This is a genomic window from Flavobacterium hungaricum, from assembly GCF_015182285.1.
GTDB lineage: Bacteria > Bacteroidota > Bacteroidia > Flavobacteriales > Flavobacteriaceae > Flavobacterium > Flavobacterium hungaricum.
On the sequence record NZ_PRDM01000001.1, the window covers coordinates 771,665 to 787,273 of the forward strand.

General features: G+C 31.2%; 19 protein-coding genes. 5 read left to right on the forward strand and 14 right to left on the reverse strand.

Annotation, left to right across the window (positions count from 1 at the left end):
* Positions 1 to 49 precede the first annotated feature (49 nt).
* From C4F50_RS03315 to C4F50_RS03325, 3 genes are all read left to right on the forward strand, one after another.
* Positions 50 to 2,185, forward strand: a complete 2,136-nt coding sequence (locus C4F50_RS03315; RefSeq protein ID WP_193844999.1) for a S9 family peptidase — start codon at positions 50 to 52, stop codon at positions 2,183 to 2,185.
* A 71-nt stretch (positions 2,186 to 2,256) separates the two neighbouring features.
* A complete protein-coding gene (capA, locus tag C4F50_RS03320; RefSeq protein ID WP_193845000.1) occupies positions 2,257 to 3,297 on the forward strand; it encodes a cysteate synthase in 1,041 nt (346 codons plus the stop codon).
* Positions 3,298 to 3,666: 369 nt separating this feature from the next.
* Positions 3,667 to 4,581: a LamG domain-containing protein gene (locus C4F50_RS03325; protein ID WP_193845001.1), complete on the forward strand. Its 915-nt coding sequence runs from the start codon at positions 3,667 to 3,669 to the stop codon at positions 4,579 to 4,581.
* 122 nt (positions 4,582 to 4,703) lie between these two features.
* On the opposite strand, the gene C4F50_RS03330 is transcribed toward C4F50_RS03325, so the two are convergent.
* The 8 genes from C4F50_RS03330 to C4F50_RS03365 all read right to left on the reverse strand — a co-directional run bounded on the left by C4F50_RS03330 (position 4,704) and on the right by C4F50_RS03365 (position 10,324).
* Positions 4,704 to 5,276 (reverse strand): SUKH-3 domain-containing protein, encoded by a 573-nt coding sequence (locus C4F50_RS03330; protein WP_193845002.1) that lies wholly within the window; start codon positions 5,274 to 5,276, stop codon positions 4,704 to 4,706.
* Between the two features lie 24 nt (positions 5,277 to 5,300).
* The gene (locus C4F50_RS03335) at positions 5,301 to 5,807 is read right to left on the reverse strand and encodes a hypothetical protein (RefSeq protein WP_193845003.1); all 507 of its coding nucleotides are present in this window, start codon (positions 5,805 to 5,807) and stop codon (positions 5,301 to 5,303) included.
* A 44-nt stretch (positions 5,808 to 5,851) separates the two neighbouring features.
* Positions 5,852 to 6,211 carry a hypothetical protein gene (locus C4F50_RS03340; RefSeq protein ID WP_193845004.1) on the reverse strand — a complete coding sequence of 120 codons (360 nt, stop codon included), beginning with the start codon at positions 6,209 to 6,211 and terminating at the stop codon, positions 5,852 to 5,854.
* A gap of 51 nt (positions 6,212 to 6,262) precedes the next feature.
* Positions 6,263 to 6,628, reverse strand: coding sequence for a hypothetical protein (locus tag C4F50_RS03345; protein WP_193845005.1), 366 nt, complete (start codon positions 6,626 to 6,628; stop codon positions 6,263 to 6,265).
* 84 nt (positions 6,629 to 6,712) lie between these two features.
* Positions 6,713 to 7,222 carry a hypothetical protein gene (locus C4F50_RS03350; protein ID WP_193845006.1) on the reverse strand — a complete coding sequence of 170 codons (510 nt, stop codon included), beginning with the start codon at positions 7,220 to 7,222 and terminating at the stop codon, positions 6,713 to 6,715.
* A 314-nt stretch (positions 7,223 to 7,536) separates the two neighbouring features.
* Entirely contained in the window at positions 7,537 to 8,082 is a 546-nt protein-coding gene (locus C4F50_RS03355) for a hypothetical protein (protein ID WP_193845007.1), read from the reverse strand.
* 317 nt (positions 8,083 to 8,399) lie between these two features.
* Positions 8,400 to 9,551, reverse strand: a complete 1,152-nt coding sequence (locus C4F50_RS03360) for a hypothetical protein (RefSeq protein ID WP_193845008.1) — start codon at positions 9,549 to 9,551, stop codon at positions 8,400 to 8,402.
* A 233-nt stretch (positions 9,552 to 9,784) separates the two neighbouring features.
* Positions 9,785 to 10,324 carry a hypothetical protein gene (locus C4F50_RS03365; protein WP_193845009.1) on the reverse strand — a complete coding sequence of 180 codons (540 nt, stop codon included), beginning with the start codon at positions 10,322 to 10,324 and terminating at the stop codon, positions 9,785 to 9,787.
* A 427-nt stretch (positions 10,325 to 10,751) separates the two neighbouring features.
* Between C4F50_RS03365 and C4F50_RS03370 the strand changes: the two genes are divergently transcribed.
* Positions 10,752 to 11,675 carry a LamG domain-containing protein gene (locus C4F50_RS03370; protein WP_193845010.1) on the forward strand — a complete coding sequence of 308 codons (924 nt, stop codon included), beginning with the start codon at positions 10,752 to 10,754 and terminating at the stop codon, positions 11,673 to 11,675.
* Positions 11,676 to 11,902: 227 nt separating this feature from the next.
* Here C4F50_RS03370 and C4F50_RS03375 read toward each other — a convergent pair whose 3' ends face one another.
* From C4F50_RS03375 to C4F50_RS03385, 3 genes are all read right to left on the reverse strand, one after another.
* On the reverse strand, positions 11,903 to 12,508 hold the full coding sequence (locus C4F50_RS03375) for an SUKH-3 domain-containing protein (protein WP_193845011.1): 606 nt from the start codon (positions 12,506 to 12,508) through the stop codon (positions 11,903 to 11,905).
* Between the two features lie 209 nt (positions 12,509 to 12,717).
* Positions 12,718 to 13,212 carry a hypothetical protein gene (locus C4F50_RS03380; protein ID WP_193845012.1) on the reverse strand — a complete coding sequence of 165 codons (495 nt, stop codon included), beginning with the start codon at positions 13,210 to 13,212 and terminating at the stop codon, positions 12,718 to 12,720.
* Between the two features lie 85 nt (positions 13,213 to 13,297).
* The gene (locus C4F50_RS03385; RefSeq protein ID WP_193845013.1) at positions 13,298 to 13,798 is read right to left on the reverse strand and encodes a hypothetical protein; all 501 of its coding nucleotides are present in this window, start codon (positions 13,796 to 13,798) and stop codon (positions 13,298 to 13,300) included.
* Between the two features lie 131 nt (positions 13,799 to 13,929).
* Between C4F50_RS03385 and C4F50_RS03390 the strand changes: the two genes are divergently transcribed.
* Positions 13,930 to 14,349: a hypothetical protein gene (locus C4F50_RS03390; protein ID WP_193845014.1), complete on the forward strand. Its 420-nt coding sequence runs from the start codon at positions 13,930 to 13,932 to the stop codon at positions 14,347 to 14,349.
* Positions 14,350 to 14,356: 7 nt separating this feature from the next.
* Here the strand turns inward: C4F50_RS03390 and C4F50_RS03395 are convergent, their stop codons facing one another.
* Genes C4F50_RS03395 through C4F50_RS03405 form a run of 3 tightly spaced genes read right to left on the reverse strand, consistent with a single transcriptional unit; the run spans position 14,357 to position 15,609 of the window.
* Positions 14,357 to 14,596, reverse strand: a complete 240-nt coding sequence (locus C4F50_RS03395; RefSeq protein ID WP_193845015.1) for a hypothetical protein — start codon at positions 14,594 to 14,596, stop codon at positions 14,357 to 14,359.
* Positions 14,572 to 15,177, reverse strand: coding sequence for a hypothetical protein (locus tag C4F50_RS03400; RefSeq protein WP_193845016.1), 606 nt, complete (start codon positions 15,175 to 15,177; stop codon positions 14,572 to 14,574). Before C4F50_RS03400 ends, C4F50_RS03395 begins: the two co-directional genes overlap by 25 nt.
* A gap of 18 nt (positions 15,178 to 15,195) precedes the next feature.
* Positions 15,196 to 15,609, reverse strand: a complete 414-nt coding sequence (locus tag C4F50_RS03405; protein ID WP_193845017.1) for a hypothetical protein — start codon at positions 15,607 to 15,609, stop codon at positions 15,196 to 15,198.

Sequence of the window (15,609 nt, forward strand, 5' to 3'; positions counted from 1 at the left end):
ATTTCAGACAAAATTAGTATATTGCTGTGTGAATTCAATAGAATATTTTATGAAAAAATTAATTTTGTTCTGTTTGGTTTATAGTATTTTTGCCACTTCGTATTTAAAAATTAATGCTCAATCAATGCAAAATGATATACAGGCTCCAAAGGCCAAAGTAATTCCAAAAACACTTAAAAAGCATAAAGAAGCCAGAATAGACAACTATTTTTGGTTGAATGATCGTGAAAATGCAGAAGTAATCGACTACTTAAACCAAGAAAATTCTTACTATCAGAGTATGACAGCTCATACCAAAAAATTACAAAATGAGCTGTATGAAGAAATGAAAGGAAGAATCAAAGAAGATGATTCTTCTGTTCCTTATTTCTATAATGGATATTTCTACATTACACGTTTTGAAACGGGGCAGGATTATCCCATTTTTGCCAGAAAAAAGGGAAGTCTGGCTGCAGATGAAGAAATTTTATTCAACTGTAACGAAATGGCAAAAGGGCACGCTTATTTTAAATTGGGCGGTCTAAGCATTAGTCCAGATAATAAATTTGCCAGCTTTGGATTGGATCTTGTCGGAAGGAGAATTTATACTATTCAAATAAAAAACTTAGAAACAGGCGAGATTTTAGCAGATAAGATACAAAATGTTACTGGAGCTTCAGTCTGGGCAAATGATAACAATACCATTTTCTATGTTAGACAAGATGAAACTACATTGCGTGCAGATAAAGTTTTTAAACATAAACTAAATACAGATTCTAAAGAAGATGTTTTGGTTTATAATGAAACAGACGATACTTTTAATGTTTCGATAAGTAAAGAAAAATCTAGAAAATACATAGTAATTGGCTCAGGAAGTACTTTAACAACCGAATATAGAATTTTGAATTCTGATAATCCAGACGGTGAGTTTGAGGTTTTTCAGCCTCGTGTACGCGGATTAGAGTATAGCATTTCTCACTACGAGGATTCGTTTTATATTTTGACCAATAAAGACAAAGCGACCAATTTTAAATTAATGAAAACGCCTGAAAACAAAACAGGAAAGAAAAACTGGGTAGATCTTATTCCGCACAGAGAAGATGTTTTGTTGGAGGATATAGAGATCTTCAAAAACTTTTTAGTGGTAGAAGAACGCTCAAACGGCTTAAATCATATCCGTATTATGCCGTGGAATGGTGAACCGGATTATTATCTTCCGTTTGGCAGTGAAACTTATAATGCTTACACTACAACCAATGTTGATTTTGATACCGATATCCTTCGTTACAGTTACCAATCTCTTGCAACGCCTTCGTCTGTAATTGATTTTAATATGAAGACCAAAACCAAGGAAATCTTAAAAGAACAGCAGGTTTTGGGCGGAAAATTCGATAAAGAAAACTATGTTGAAGAACGAGTTTGGGCAACTGCCAGAGATGGTGTAAAAGTGCCTATCTCGATGGTATACAAAAAAGGATTGCAAAAAAACGGTAAAAACCCGTTGCTGCTTTATGCATATGGTTCTTACGGAATCACAATGGATACTTATTTTTCATCTACAAGATTGTCACTTCTAGATCGCGGTTTTGTTTATGCTATTGCGCATATTAGAGGAGGAGAAGACTTAGGAAGACAATGGTATGAAGACGGAAAACTGTTAAAAAAGAAAAATACCTTTACAGATTTCATTGATTGCTCTAAATTTGTAATTGATCAAAAGTATACCTCTGCTGAACATTTGTATGCTGAGGGAGGATCTGCTGGAGGTCTTTTAATGGGAGTTATCGTAAACGAAGCTCCAGAATTATATAATGGAGTCATTGCTCAGGTACCTTTTGTAGACGTAATTACCACGATGCTGGATGACAGTATTCCGCTTACAACTGGAGAGTATGACGAATGGGGAAACCCAAACAATAAAAAATATTACGATTATATGTTGTCGTATTCACCTTACGATAATGTAAAAGCACAAAAATATCCTAACATGTATGTATCTACCGGATTACATGATTCGCAGGTACAGTATTGGGAACCAGCAAAGTGGGTTGCAAAATTGAGGGATTTAAAAACAAATGACAAACTTTTGTTTTTGGATACTAATATGGATGCTGGCCACGGCGGGGCTTCGGGACGTTTTGAAGCTTTGAAAGACTTAGCAAAAGAATTTAGTTTTTTATTAGATTTAGAAAAAATTAAAAGCTAATTAGAAATTTTTTGTTAAATTTGCAACCTATCAAGGTTAATTTGAAAAGACCTTTGATTAACTATTTTTTTATGAAAGAAGAAATAACCGCTTATAATAATGTTTTAGAGTTAATAGGTAACACCCCCCTTATTAAACTAAATAAAATCACCGAAGAGTTAGAAGGAAATTTCTACGCAAAGGTAGAAGCTTTCAACCCAGGTCATTCCTCAAAAGATAGAATCGCATTATATATTATTGAAGAAGCCGAGAAAAAAGGAATTCTATCTCCCGGAGACACCATTATAGAAACAACATCTGGGAATACAGGATTTAGTTTAGCAATGGTAAGCATTATTAAAGGTTACAATTGTATTTTGGCAGTAAGTTCAAAATCATCTAAAGACAAAATTGACATGCTGAGAAGTTTAGGCGCCAAAGTCTATGTCTGCCCAGCTCACGTTTCTGCAGATGACGAAAGATCCTATTACAATGTTGCCAAACGTTTACACGAAGAAACAAAAGGGTCCGTTTACATCAATCAATATTTTAACCAATTAAATATTGATGCTCATTACAACTCTACAGGTCCTGAAATCTGGGAACAGACAAAAGGAAAAATCACGCACTTAATTGCTTGCAGCGGTACAGGAGGAACTATCTCTGGAACTGCAAAATTCTTAAAAGAAAAAAATCCAAATATTAGAATACTCGGAGTTGATGCTTTTGGTTCTGTATTGAAAAAATACCACGAAACAAAAGAATTTGACAGCAAAGAAATTTACCCGTACCGTATAGAAGGTCTAGGTAAAAACTTGATTCCGTCGGCAACAGATTTTGATATTATCGATAAATTCATGAAAGTAACCGACGAAGAAAGTGCCCACTCAGCAAGAGAAATCACTCGTAAAGAAGGTTTATTTGTGGGATACACTTCTGGAGCAGTAATGCAGGCCATTAAACAATACGCTGAAGAAGGAGAGTTTACTAAAGACAGTAATATCATTGCAATCTTCCCAGATCATGGTTCTCGTTATATGAGTAAAGTATTCAGCGATGATTGGATGAATGAACAAGGTTTCTTTGACAGCGTTAACGAAGAAGAAGCTCAAAAAATTGAATTCGTAAAGTAACATAAAATTACTTTTTAAAATAATAACTCCATTTGCATTTGTAAATGGAGTTTTTTTATGCAATAAAACCAAAAAAAGCACAGCTTTTTTTGGTAAAATCTATCCCGAGGCTTCGGGACTAAAATCTAAAATTCTTGCTTATACCGTATTTATACGTAAGAAATTATTAAGTTGTTTGAGTTTAATTTATAATTTTAATAAAATAAATAAAACTACTTCAAAATTGTTTTAAGTCTAAAATGATCAAAAAAGGTGATTTTAACGAGTATTTTGGTAAGTTGTCGGAAATATTTTTGCTCAAATGCATAATAATCTAGTTTAGCGGTGTTAAAATAACCCGATGTTGTTTAGCTCCTAAAATCTACTATTATGAAAAAATCACTGCTAACTTTACTGTTTGTAAGTTATTTGAATGTGAATGCACAAACACCGATTCAGGAATTTAATTTTGACGGTACTTTAAATAATGCTGCCAATACAATCTCATTTATGGGAACCGGCAATTTTGTTACCGATAGAGCAGGAACTCTAAAAGGAGCACAGCGATTAAACAATAAAGCTTTAGAAGCTGTAATCGATGATCTGCCGCAAGGTAAAGACGCCAGAACAATCAGTATTTGGGTTAAGTTTAATGATATTGCTGCTGCTAATTACATTTGGGGCTATGGAAGTGCTTATAATGCCCAATATTGCGGCTTATTACAGCAGGGAACCTCTTCTTCTAACTCTGATTTAAGTCTCGCAGCCTGGGGAGCTTCTAATGATGTTATTGTGCCAGTGCCTTTGGAGAAAAACGTATGGTATAATTATACGATTACTTATGAAGGCGTGACTTCTAAAATTTATCGCGACGGAAAATTATTAAAATACCTTGAGGGAATGAGCCGCGCTACAAAAGGTACCATCTTTAGACTAGGCGAAATTAATACTACAATCGGCATTAATGCTGATGTAGACGATCTCAAAATCTACGATGTTGCCTTGACAGCAGAGCAGGTGAGTACTCTTTATGAAAGTTCTAAACCTTTAGTTTCAATTGCAGCATCGCCTGCCACGGACACCAAAGCAGTAAAAGCGGAAGTTGTAAAAGGAAAAGCGGTTGCAAAACAAGCTTCGAATTCTATTATTGCAACTCATGATGTAAGCGGAACAAAAACGGTTGAGGTATATTCTCAAGGACAAAAAATAGTGGGCAGCAACTCAATGAGTATAATCGATTTGCCAGAAGGTACTTATCTTTTAAAAATCACGAATTCTCCCGCTAAAAAAATAACTTCGAAGTAAAAGAAATATAAAGATTTGGGTTTGTTTAAATGTTAGTTTTTTAAGTTGTTAGCAGTAATTAATTTTTTTGGAATAGTAAAGAAAACCTTCTGAGATTATATTTTGGGAGGTTTTTTTGTTTTTTACCATGGATTTTCTGTTAATAAAGGATTGATTGGAGGATTGTATAAAAGTTCTTCATCTTTTGCAAACATCCATTTCATATTATGTTCATTGAAAATACCAAAACGGCCGAGTCCAAATATTATTATTGATAGAGCATCAAAAGTATTATTTGAGACCCAGATGAGTTGCGGTATAAAATCTATAATATAAAAATTACCATTTTCATCCATTAATAATGTATTATGTTCTATTAGTCTTCCAATAGGATATAAATGTGTGCCAACTAATGTCGAATAATAATAGAGGTCTTCACTTTTTGATAAATCGATCTCATCTTGTATTTTATAAATAAGAGAAGAATGATAATCGAATACTTTTTGATCGTTAAAATGAGTTGTATTAATAATCATTGTTTCTATTTTATTTTCAGCATGAATTGTCAGATCTCCAAATTCACAATAAAACTCTTGAACTTTCTTTGGAAGTATTTGATAAACAAGAGTATTTTCAATTTTACTTTTTAGACTTCTTCCTTCGTACCATCCGGCCACTTTTAGAACACTTTTAATGTCTTGTTCTTTTTTGCTCATACTGCTTTAATTTTGTTATGAAATTCATTTCTTGTACAAAATGTACATTTTATACATTAGAAATCCAGCAATAGCTGCTTGCACTAAAATGACCAGCCAAATTCCAAAAATATCCCAAAATTTATTGACAGGATTTATTTGAAGGTTTTTCCATTCTAATATTTTAGCCTCTTTATCATTTACTATTTTTATTGTAACGGTATCATTCTTTTTTATTTCTTCGATAAGTCGTATTTCTTCAGCAGAAAGTACAAATGATTGATCGGCGTTCTGGATTTCGAATGTATAATTTTGTGTTCCTGTTTTAATATTGCAATAAAATAAACTTGTAGGCGGGCTGTCTCCAGAGCTTTCAAAATAAGTATTGTTGACGATACCTTTGCTAATTTGTCCGTATTTAAAATACTCATTATACTCCGATTTAACTAAATGAAAAGAGATAAAAAGTAACAGAATAATAAGGATAAATAAAAAAGGACCAAGAAATATCTTTTTTAACTGCTTTATTTGAGTTTGGTGGTTTGTACCCATTTTAAATGATATGCTTTAAAGATTTTTTTAGAACCTTTAATTATTTACGAATGATCTGGCTTAATGAGGTAATTTCTCCAATCTCGAATAAATTCATAGATTTCTTGTGTTGAAATTTCTGCAATACATTTCCAATGGTTGTAGGTATCGATTATAAATGAAATTTCATTTTTACATTCAATAGTATAAACTTCATATCCAAATTCGTAGTGTTGTAATTCTCCCGATAAAATTTGCTCTAGAGAGTTGACTATTTCATCTAAATATTCAAGATTTAGATTTGTAATCTCTGTAGAAAAGTACGCTCCATATTGCTCTTCATTTTCAATTAAAATTATTGAAGTTGATTTATTACTATTATCCCTTTCGTCGTAATACTGATATTTTTCAAATTTGTATTGCATTTATATTTATCTTTTCAATCCATTTATTTAGTCTTATTGATTGGATCCAATTTAAATTGTGTCATCAAGAGCATTTTTAGCTTCATCTATATTATCCAATATTCGCTTGTAATATTTATAGCTTGTATATTTTTTAGCGGCATTTTCAATTCTAATTATAAAACCTTTACTTTGAAAAACACCGCTCAATCTACCAAAATAACCTGATACATCTTCAAAGTCATCTTCGTTGTCTAATTGTTCGATAAACTCAATTGTTTTAATTTCATTTATCATTAGTAACGTCTCAATAATATTAAAATATAATACATGAGCATAATCATTTGGATGCAGCTTTTGATTATTGTGAATTAAGAATAACAATTCGGCATTTCGAAAAGGGAAAATGCAATTTTTTGAGTTAGTGTCAAATTTCATTTTTAAAATTTAGAGTTAGAAATTATTAATATGGAAATTGAAAATAGACGACAAACAGGTTTAATAGTTTTGAAAATAAGAAATTTAAGAATCTATTTTTAATAAATATTTTTCTAAATCAAAATTCGGATTAGGATTTTCCTCATATTCTCTTTTTATCACTTCTGGTGAAAGAAAAATAGTGTAGCCATTTTGAAAACTTCCTCTTTCGTGAACCTCTTTGACTAATAAATAGTCATTTTCCCAACCAAGACTGTCAGCGATATTTTTGAGAACAGAAACTATTCGATGATGATTGCGATTGTATTTTTCTAAATTCCATACAAACGAATACGTGCTCTCATCAAAAGACATTGGCAGCCAGATATCAGACTTTGTTGATAAAGTAAAATTTTGTTGAAACGTTCGGAAACTATCCAGATTAAAAATATCAGAATAGATTTCTTCGCCATGTTCTGTGTAGATAACCGAATCTCCTGTAAAGCCAAATTCTAAACAATTACTGAGATCATCATCTTGATTAATTAGTGCTATTAAATCTTCAACGTTGTTGTATATCAGTTTTTTATCACCTAAAAATTTTGGAAGAAACATTTTTGATTTGATCAGTATGTTGAGTACTGTTTTTAGGTCCTATACTATTTCATTATACGGCACTTTTTCGTAATCATACCCATATTTAACACTGCTAAAATGCCAGCTTCCTCTTAATTTATTTGGTGTGTAAAGTTTCATTTTTTTTAGACTAATAAGTAGGAAGATTTTAATTTTCTTTTAAAACACCAATTTATAATTATTTAACCACGATCGCGTGGATTTGCAATCCGTACCCGAAGCGATGACCACAAACATAATAAAATATACGGGTTTAAGAATTGATTAGGTACTGTTGTGTTAGTTTATTTAAATTATTTGTTATCCTGCGCTTCCCATCTGCCGTACTTTTTCCTTTTTTCAATTTGATGTAAAGCTAATTTTCGTATTTCTTCATCTTCTGATTGTGAAATTTTTTCTAATGCTTCAATATTATAAGGTTCTGGCTGTGCGCCAATTGCATAAATGACTTTTCGAATAAAAGGATATTTAAGGTCATCGTCATGTTTGTGAAAATCAGGTAATTCTGAGATTATTTGGATTAAATAGTTTATACTATTTTCATCATTATTGTAATATTGTTGTAACGATGTAATAATTTGTTCATGATCATGATGCCAGTATTCTAATAAAAAAAAATGCAATAGTTTTATAAAATCACTTTCCGACATAGAAATTGGAAATCTCCACAATATTGCGTTAAATCTTCTGTTGAAAACAGAATCATTTTTTGACTCTAATAGCAATTGTTTAAGCTCTTTAAAATTTGCTTTATAAGGAAATATAGGCAATAATTCCTCTCTACTAATTCGAAAATTTTTATGAAAAATCTCCCAATCTTTTTCTGATACTTTTATCATTTTTTTTTGCTCTTAGTATTACTTCAAAAAAACAAAATATTTTTATTAAATACTGTCAATGCATCGGCTTTTCCTAATGAAATATTTACTTAAGATATTTCTTTTGAACTATTTATGTGATCAAGATCCTGCAGATCGCAATCCGTTCCGCAACGATGACCACAAACATAATAAAATATGCGGGTTTAAGAATTGATTGGGTACTGTTGTGTTAGTTTATTTTTGATAATTGATATGCTTTGTGGGCACGGATTGCAAATCCGCGCTATGGGATTTTGTACTTTAAAGATTTCATATATTTTTTGTGAGGGAAGTTGTTAAAATCTAAATTGACTGCAATCATCCTTAAAACCTGTTGGGCATATTCCGTTCATATTTTCAGATTCGAAATCAAGTGGTTCTGCAATTCCAAAATCGTTACAGATCTGCTTGAGTAATTCAGTTAAAGCATTTCTATTAAATGCAGCACAGTCTCTGCCTAATAAAAGTTTGTTAGGCTGATTTAGTTCTTCATTAAATCCTGCCCATATATATTCTGAAAAAATATTAATGTTCATTCCTACATATAAATATAATTGTAACGTCGGATATTGGCTCGTAGTCAGTAGTATGTCACCGCCTAGAATAGAGTGTTTTTTTTGGCCTATAACATCGATATTGAATTTATAATTGATTAATTCACCACTTATATTTTCTTCATCAATTGTTAATTCATCAATCCATTCCTCTATAGGTTTTTCATTATTCCATCCGTCAATCTGATTTTTGGTAATGCTATCATTTAACATTGTATGAAGTAGGTCAATTGGAGGTCCCGTAATAGCGAGTATTTTATAAAGAAGGGCAACGATATTATGTTGATTTAGCTCAAATTTGATAAAACTTCCGCTCCAACTGCCTACAGTTCTTCCATACGGACTTAATTTTTCAATGTTATCCTCTACTTCTTGAGATATTTTAAAAGTTGGCTTATACGAGTTTGAATTCACTTTTTTAAAACACCAATTTTTATCAAGTGGTTTTTTGCTGAGCTGGTGCAGTTCTTCCAAAGAAAAAAGATAATCCCATTCAAACCAGAAAAACTCATCCGGATTCAATTTTAAATATTCGTATGCAAATCTAAAAATAAGTTCAGTGTTATCGTCTCTGACCTTTTCTATATAGGCAAGAGAACAAAGATTGCCGTCCGGAATAAAATTGTCAAATTCCTGATCCAGTCCCAGATTAATATCCTCCATATTCACGCCCTGAATATTAAAAATAAAACCAATATCTTCAGTACTAACAGTCTTAGTATTGTCTAGTATCCCGATGCTGGTATGTCTAAAAGTGCCGTCTTCAAAAAAAGATTTTGCATTACCATAATCAAACATGGTATTTATTCTGAATGCAACTGTAGAAGCATCTGCAAACACCCTTTCGGGATCATGATTTTTCCAGCTTTTTAATATATGTGCGTAAGTTCCCATTTTTTACATATTCTAATTTATGATTGTCTCGATCATTGCAGAGTTTTGAAATAATTAATCATCGAAATAAAAATTCGGGATCAAAGGCCAATATTTCGTTCCAGTATTTTCCTTCCTGCACTAATTCTGCCATTCTTAAAAGTAAATAAGGCAGATGGCTGTGTATTCTAAAACTAAATCTTGTGCATTTTCAACAGCCAGTAAAAAGATGATTAAGAGCGCTGAATATTTTTTCATTTTGATTTTATTATTAAAATTATTAAGATTAGGATCAGTGGAACAATAGATATAAGAAAATAAGAACTTCCAAAAGCATTGTCTTTTGCAGGAACTAAATAGCTTTTGTCTCCTAAAAACGCCACGCCGTTAATACTATTTTTCAATACTTTTATTGTTTTTTTATTTTTATAATCTTTATGATCTAAGACGGTTTGAACCACGTAGTGGCAAATCATTTCCTGTTTAATTTTAGAATGTAATAAATTACCTTTAATTATTGTGTAATCCTTGAAAGTTGGAGAAGATGTCATATTTGACCTAGTCTGAACTTCAATATAAGCAGTATCAACTATAAAGAAATCCTCTTTTAAATATTTTTCAGGATTAGATAGCGCGATGTAATTTTGGTAATTTTTTATAAAGTGTATTGTTATATTTCCCTCGTTGAATCCATGTATTGCAAGTGAAATGGTAACAAAAAGTGAAAATATAAGATGTGCTATGACTATAATTTTAATTATTTTATATTTTTTAAAAAAAGGAATGTTTTCCATTTACTTCAATTTATAGTGCTTATCTGTTTCTTTTAATGACATCAAATTAATTCTTAAAAAAGAAGTCAATTTTAAACGCCCTAAAATAGAGTATTTTCAATAACTATCGCATAAAAAATAAAAAATGAGAAAAAATTAGATAGGGAAGAAGCTGAAGAAATCGTCAGCCGTTAATTGATTTTAATAACCTTTTGATAAATAATTGATATTTCTATTTTTGAGATGTTAATATTATGAATTTATGTGAGAATAATATATTTTTTTGTAGGAAGTGTTTGGTTGTGTTGAATTAAAATTATAGTTTTAACAAATTTTCAGAAAATAGTAGTAAAATATAACCTCGCCATTGAAGCATATCGGCTCTACAAGGTTTTTATTTCTATTTTGATTGTAACTAACACTATTTGCCGATTTAAAATTTCTATATATGAAGAAACTATTACTCACTTTAATGTTTGTAAACTGTTTAAATATTTATGCTCAGAATCCCGTTCAGGAATTTAATTTCAACGGAAATTTGAATAGTGCCGACAATACCATTTCGTTTTTGGGAACTGCGGCATTTGTAAACGACAGAATGGGGGCAGCCAAAGGAGCTCTTAGACTTACAAATAAAGCTTTTCAAGCTGTAGTGGGTGATCTTCCCCAAGGTAATAAACCTCGAACGATATCGGTATGGGTAAAATTTAATGCGGTTACAGCACCTCATCATATCTGGGGTTACGGTACAGCTGTAAGTTCTCAATATTTTGGATTATCTCAGCAGGCTTCGGCTGGAAGTAATTCAGATTTAAGTCTTATTGGCTGGGAAACGGCGAATAATGCAACCATTTCGGTACCGCTTGCTAAAGAGGTTTGGTATCATTACAGTGTAACGTACGACGGAAATATATCAAAAATATATCGTAACGGCGAGTTGTTAAAAACGGTAGAAGGAATTCCGCGTCTTACGAAAGGGTATATTTTGACAATCGGTAAAATGAATACTACAACGTCTATAAATGCCGATATTGATGATCTAAAGTTATACAGTGTTGCCATGACAGACGAACAGGTTTTGGAGTCTTATAATAGCTCTAAACCGTCGAATATGCCTAAAACAGCACCAGCACCAGCTCCTAGTAACGAAAAAACGGTTACTGCAGCACTAGTAAAAACAGCTGCTCCGGCAAAAGCTCCGGCTCCTGTTACAACAGCGATAACAGCAACGCCGGATACAAATAATTATACTAAAAATGTTGAGGTTTTCTCGCAGGGTAAACAAATTATGGGGGCAAACGCCTCTAATATTGACGATTTACCAGAAGGCACTTATTTGTTGAAAATAACAAAAAAGGCAGCAAAAAAGTAAATTGATTTCTAAAAAAAAAACAAAAGCCTTCTGAATTCAGAAGGCTTTTTGTTTTTAGCTCAATACGCTGATCACTACAAATAAAACAACGAGTAATATAACGGCGTATCTTGTGATTTTTGAGGTTTGCATTTTTTTGTATTTAAATGTTCTTTTTTCAAAGATATAGAATTGATTGTTTTATCAAAACTTAATTTTCTCTATTTGTTGTATTCCGTTTAAGGAAATCAGAAATTCCAGGGATTTTTTAACAGTTTTTTATTTAAAGGGAGGGGATCTGCAGGCAATTCTTTTCCTAAACTAGGAATCCATTCTAAAGTTGTTTCTTGTAAAATTACAGCGTCATTGGGGCCAAAAAATATTTTTTGAAAAGTATCAAAAGCATTATCAGCAATAAAGAAAAAGTCAGGAATAAAAGTATGAATATAAAATCTGCCGTCTCCATCCATAAAGAGACTGCAGTTTTCTCTTAATTGACCAACAAAATAAATCTGCGTTCCGAGTAATACAGAAAAATAATATTCATCGTCTTCATTTGTAACGTCGATATCTTTTGAAGCATTAAAAATATTTGTTTTATAAAAATCTGCTATTATAGTATTTTCAAGATAATCGACACCCATTACATCAATCTGTTCAATTGATGGAGTTCGGCTTATTTGCAGACCTCCAAAGACTGTAATAAACTCAATTATTTTTTTCGGAAACAATTTGTAAAGCGGCGCATGTTGGATTTGCGAAGTTATATCACGGTTTTTACTCCATCCGGCTTTTATTAATATTTCCTCTACTTTAGTGTAATCACCAGAAATTTTCTTTTTTTTGTTTTGCATTATTTAGTACAATTTTTAAGATTTAGAAAAACAATTAATTTCTTCGTTTTTAACTTCTTTATTATTCTAATGTTATTAAGTAGTTTTTATAAGATTCAAGTTTTTCCAACATTTCCCTTGATGCATTTGTTTTAGAATGATTATTAAATTCAATACAACTTTCAGGAACATTATTATCAAAATGCGAATCAACCATAAAGAGACTTTTTCTAAACTCCATTGTAATAGAATATTGAGTATTGTTTTTTTATTTCATTGAAAAATAGATGGATAGCTATTCTGTCATTAATAGATTGGTATAATGTTCTTTCTTCTCCATCAACATCAATAGAATAATTACAGAATATATCTGTAGAATCTTCAATGTCTGGAAAATGGGTAGTATCAATTTCAAAATTGTATGCTAATATTTTTTCTTTCCAAAGTGAATAATCTTCACCATTTTTAAGAAATTGAAGATTGTTTTCTGTCAATTTTTCGCTCCATATTAATCTTATGTAATCAATCTTAATGAAATGATAAGAAGAAATAAAAGCTTCTATAATTTTAAAAACAGTTTCATAATTGAATTGATTGCCTGGAAATTCACCATTAAAAACTGCTGTAAATAATTCTCTATTATCAATAGTGGTAATATATTCTATATTTTTTTCATGAAATTGATCTAGCCATTCTTTTGTTACTTTTAATGTGTTAGTTGACATAGATTTTGTTTAGATAATTTGAATTTTAAAATGGTGTGAAAAATATAAATTTGATATAATAAATCAATGCGTAAATTTTAAATTTTCAGCCTACAATTCCAGACTCTATATCTTCTATCAATGATCCCCAAAAATAGCCGAGATCATTTTTCAGTAAATCAGGATCTATATCTAAAAGTTTGGTTTCTAATACAGCTGCATATTTTTTATGATTGTGATTTTCTCGATAATCACCAAGTTTTTGCTGCGGAATATCTATTTTCCATAAAGTATCAAGAACATAAAGCTGGCAGACAAAATTTTTAAGTGACTGCGCAAGAAAAAAATCAGAACCTCTGAAAATTTTTCTGGATTCTAAATTTAGAATTACAGGATCATTGTAAGCTGTATTTCCGATCAAAAGTTCTGATGTTGTCAGCAGAACGAGCGAATTTGTAAACTCAAAATCCTGACAGTTATTGGGCAGTCCGATCTTTGAAAGCAGGTAAATTTCTTCTTCTGTAAGTATTTGCATTAAACTTGTATCAATTTCTCTTTTTACTAAACAAGAACCAAAGTGCTCGATTATTTTATTTTCTAATACCATTTGCTTTTCTTCTTTTTGATCTAAAATCTTCCTTACTTTGGCTTTGATTTGCTGCTTGTTTTTTGAAAATTATTTCAAGAAAAAATACAACAGCCCATTTAGTAAAAATAGAAGTTTAAAGTTAATCTCTCATGGAAAAAAATGTTTTCATCTTTGGAAACGGTAATTTAAGTTTTAATGATTTTTTGAGTCATTACGAAAAACCTTTGACAGCATTATTTAAAGAAGAAAACACAAAATTTATATTGTGTGATTTTAAAGGTGTAGACACTCTTGCAATGGAAGTCCTTAAATGTGTTTCGCCAAATGTTACGCTGCTGCACATAGGTGAAAAGCCGCGTTATATGCCCGACAAATACAAAACACAAGTAAGTCAGTGGAAAATAATAGGCGGTTTTGAATCGGATCAAGAAAGGGATTTTGAAGCTGTAAATTTGTGTACACATTTTTTGGCTTTTGATTTCAATTCAGATGAAAAAAGAAAAAGCGGTACGCAAAAAAGTATCGAAAAATGTTTAGAGCAAGGAAAAATTAGAATAAATGCGCTTTAAATATATTTTATTCCACATCATTTTTAGAAAACCAATTATTGGGCGGTTTGCGATACAAAACAATTTCTAACGCATTGCAATGCGTACATTTTATGTAACGCTCGCCGCCTTTGTCGCTATTTTCGATTTCAAAAGCAACATCAATCGTAAACAAAGTGCCTGTTTTACAAGTCGGGCAGTTAATTTTAGAATCAATATCATTTCTAAAAAATTCTACAGCGTCTAGCCAAAGTTTTCTTTCTTCCATTTGGGATTCCAATAATAATTTCTATCAAAACGGGTTTTCAGAAAATCTGTAAATTCTAATGTTTCCAGATCCAAAATTTGAGATTCAGTAATTTCGTTATTATAGTTAATATCAAATATATCGAGTTCACTATTTTGGTTTGAAATGTATCTGCTGTATTTTTCAAATGATAATTTTGGCTGCTCTAAAAACTCTTTAAGAAGAAGGTTTTTTACATTTTCTTTTTCGATTATTTCATGAACAAAATCAGATTTAAATTTGGGCAGTTCTAAAATTTTATGAACACTTCCATCCAAATTAAAAAGAACCCCATTATTTGGAGACGAATATAAATTACTGTTTTTAAAAATCGCAGCGACATATTGTAAGTTAGAAAGCGGAAAACCTTCTACACTTCCGTCCTTATCAAAAATATGTACTTCGTTTCCGTTATATTCCCAAGAAATGCCAAACTTTTTTCCTTTCAAGAAAGCATTCTGTACTTCTTTATCGATTTTATCAAAATTAAAAAGATGCGGATTTAGAATATCAACAGCTATAGAAACACCTTTTTCATTATTTTTTTTCCAATTTTTTATCATAAAGCGCTGGGTGGTTTTTCAAGAGTTTTTATATGCCGCATAACACAAATTCCCGGCTCTTTTCGCTATCATTACATCAAGATAATCTTTTTCACTGTAATGCTCATTGTATTTTTCCCAAGGCCTTTGTATGTCCTTGTTTTTTTCAAAATAAAAGTCAATTAAATCCAATATTGCTTTTCGGTCAAATGCTTCCTCCTGATAATTTTCCAGCAATTCATGTTCTTCATAATTGTTAATAATGTTGTGAAGCATCGTTAACTGTTCTTTAAAGTTGTTCTCGCCAAAGAGTACAATAGAACTTTCTAAATTATTTGTACTCAATGGTTCTGGAAAACGAAATAGGGGAGTTCGAATTATATAATATTCGGTAAATGGCGTCTGATCTTCTTCAATTTTACAGTGCGGTAATGTTTCAGTATCGATATGCAT

What these genes read in the sequence shown, in the direction of transcription:
- C4F50_RS03395 (WP_193845015.1), bottom strand. Translation starts at nt 14,596, where the DNA reads ATGGAAGAAAGAAAACTTTGGCTAGACGCTGTAGAATTTTTTAGAAAT.
- C4F50_RS03355 (WP_193845007.1), bottom strand. Translation starts at nt 8,082, where the DNA reads ATGATAAAAGTATCAGAAAAAGATTGGGAGATTTTTCATAAAAATTTT.
- C4F50_RS03370 (WP_193845010.1), top strand. Translation starts at nt 10,752, where the DNA reads ATGAAGAAACTATTACTCACTTTAATGTTTGTAAACTGTTTAAATATT.
- C4F50_RS03365 (WP_193845009.1), bottom strand. Translation starts at nt 10,324, where the DNA reads ATGGAAAACATTCCTTTTTTTAAAAAATATAAAATAATTAAAATTATA.
- C4F50_RS03315 (WP_193844999.1), top strand. Translation starts at nt 50, where the DNA reads ATGAAAAAATTAATTTTGTTCTGTTTGGTTTATAGTATTTTTGCCACT.
- C4F50_RS03325 (WP_193845001.1), top strand. Translation starts at nt 3,667, where the DNA reads ATGAAAAAATCACTGCTAACTTTACTGTTTGTAAGTTATTTGAATGTG.
- C4F50_RS03335 (WP_193845003.1), bottom strand. Translation starts at nt 5,807, where the DNA reads ATGGGTACAAACCACCAAACTCAAATAAAGCAGTTAAAAAAGATATTT.
- C4F50_RS03390 (WP_193845014.1), top strand. Translation starts at nt 13,930, where the DNA reads ATGGAAAAAAATGTTTTCATCTTTGGAAACGGTAATTTAAGTTTTAAT.
- C4F50_RS03330 (WP_193845002.1), bottom strand. Translation starts at nt 5,276, where the DNA reads ATGAGCAAAAAAGAACAAGACATTAAAAGTGTTCTAAAAGTGGCCGGA.
- C4F50_RS03375 (WP_193845011.1), bottom strand. Translation starts at nt 12,508, where the DNA reads ATGCAAAACAAAAAAAAGAAAATTTCTGGTGATTACACTAAAGTAGAG.
- C4F50_RS03380 (WP_193845012.1), bottom strand. Translation starts at nt 13,212, where the DNA reads ATGTCAACTAACACATTAAAAGTAACAAAAGAATGGCTAGATCAATTT.
- C4F50_RS03385 (WP_193845013.1), bottom strand. Translation starts at nt 13,798, where the DNA reads ATGGTATTAGAAAATAAAATAATCGAGCACTTTGGTTCTTGTTTAGTA.
- C4F50_RS03400 (WP_193845016.1), bottom strand. Translation starts at nt 15,177, where the DNA reads ATGATAAAAAATTGGAAAAAAAATAATGAAAAAGGTGTTTCTATAGCT.
- C4F50_RS03345 (WP_193845005.1), bottom strand. Translation starts at nt 6,628, where the DNA reads ATGAAATTTGACACTAACTCAAAAAATTGCATTTTCCCTTTTCGAAAT.
- C4F50_RS03340 (WP_193845004.1), bottom strand. Translation starts at nt 6,211, where the DNA reads ATGCAATACAAATTTGAAAAATATCAGTATTACGACGAAAGGGATAAT.
- capA (WP_193845000.1), top strand. Translation starts at nt 2,257, where the DNA reads ATGAAAGAAGAAATAACCGCTTATAATAATGTTTTAGAGTTAATAGGT.
- C4F50_RS03350 (WP_193845006.1), bottom strand. Translation starts at nt 7,222, where the DNA reads ATGTTTCTTCCAAAATTTTTAGGTGATAAAAAACTGATATACAACAAC.
- C4F50_RS03405 (WP_193845017.1), bottom strand. Translation starts at nt 15,609, where the DNA reads ATGCATATCGATACTGAAACATTACCGCACTGTAAAATTGAAGAAGAT.
- C4F50_RS03360 (WP_193845008.1), bottom strand. Translation starts at nt 9,551, where the DNA reads ATGGGAACTTACGCACATATATTAAAAAGCTGGAAAAATCATGATCCC.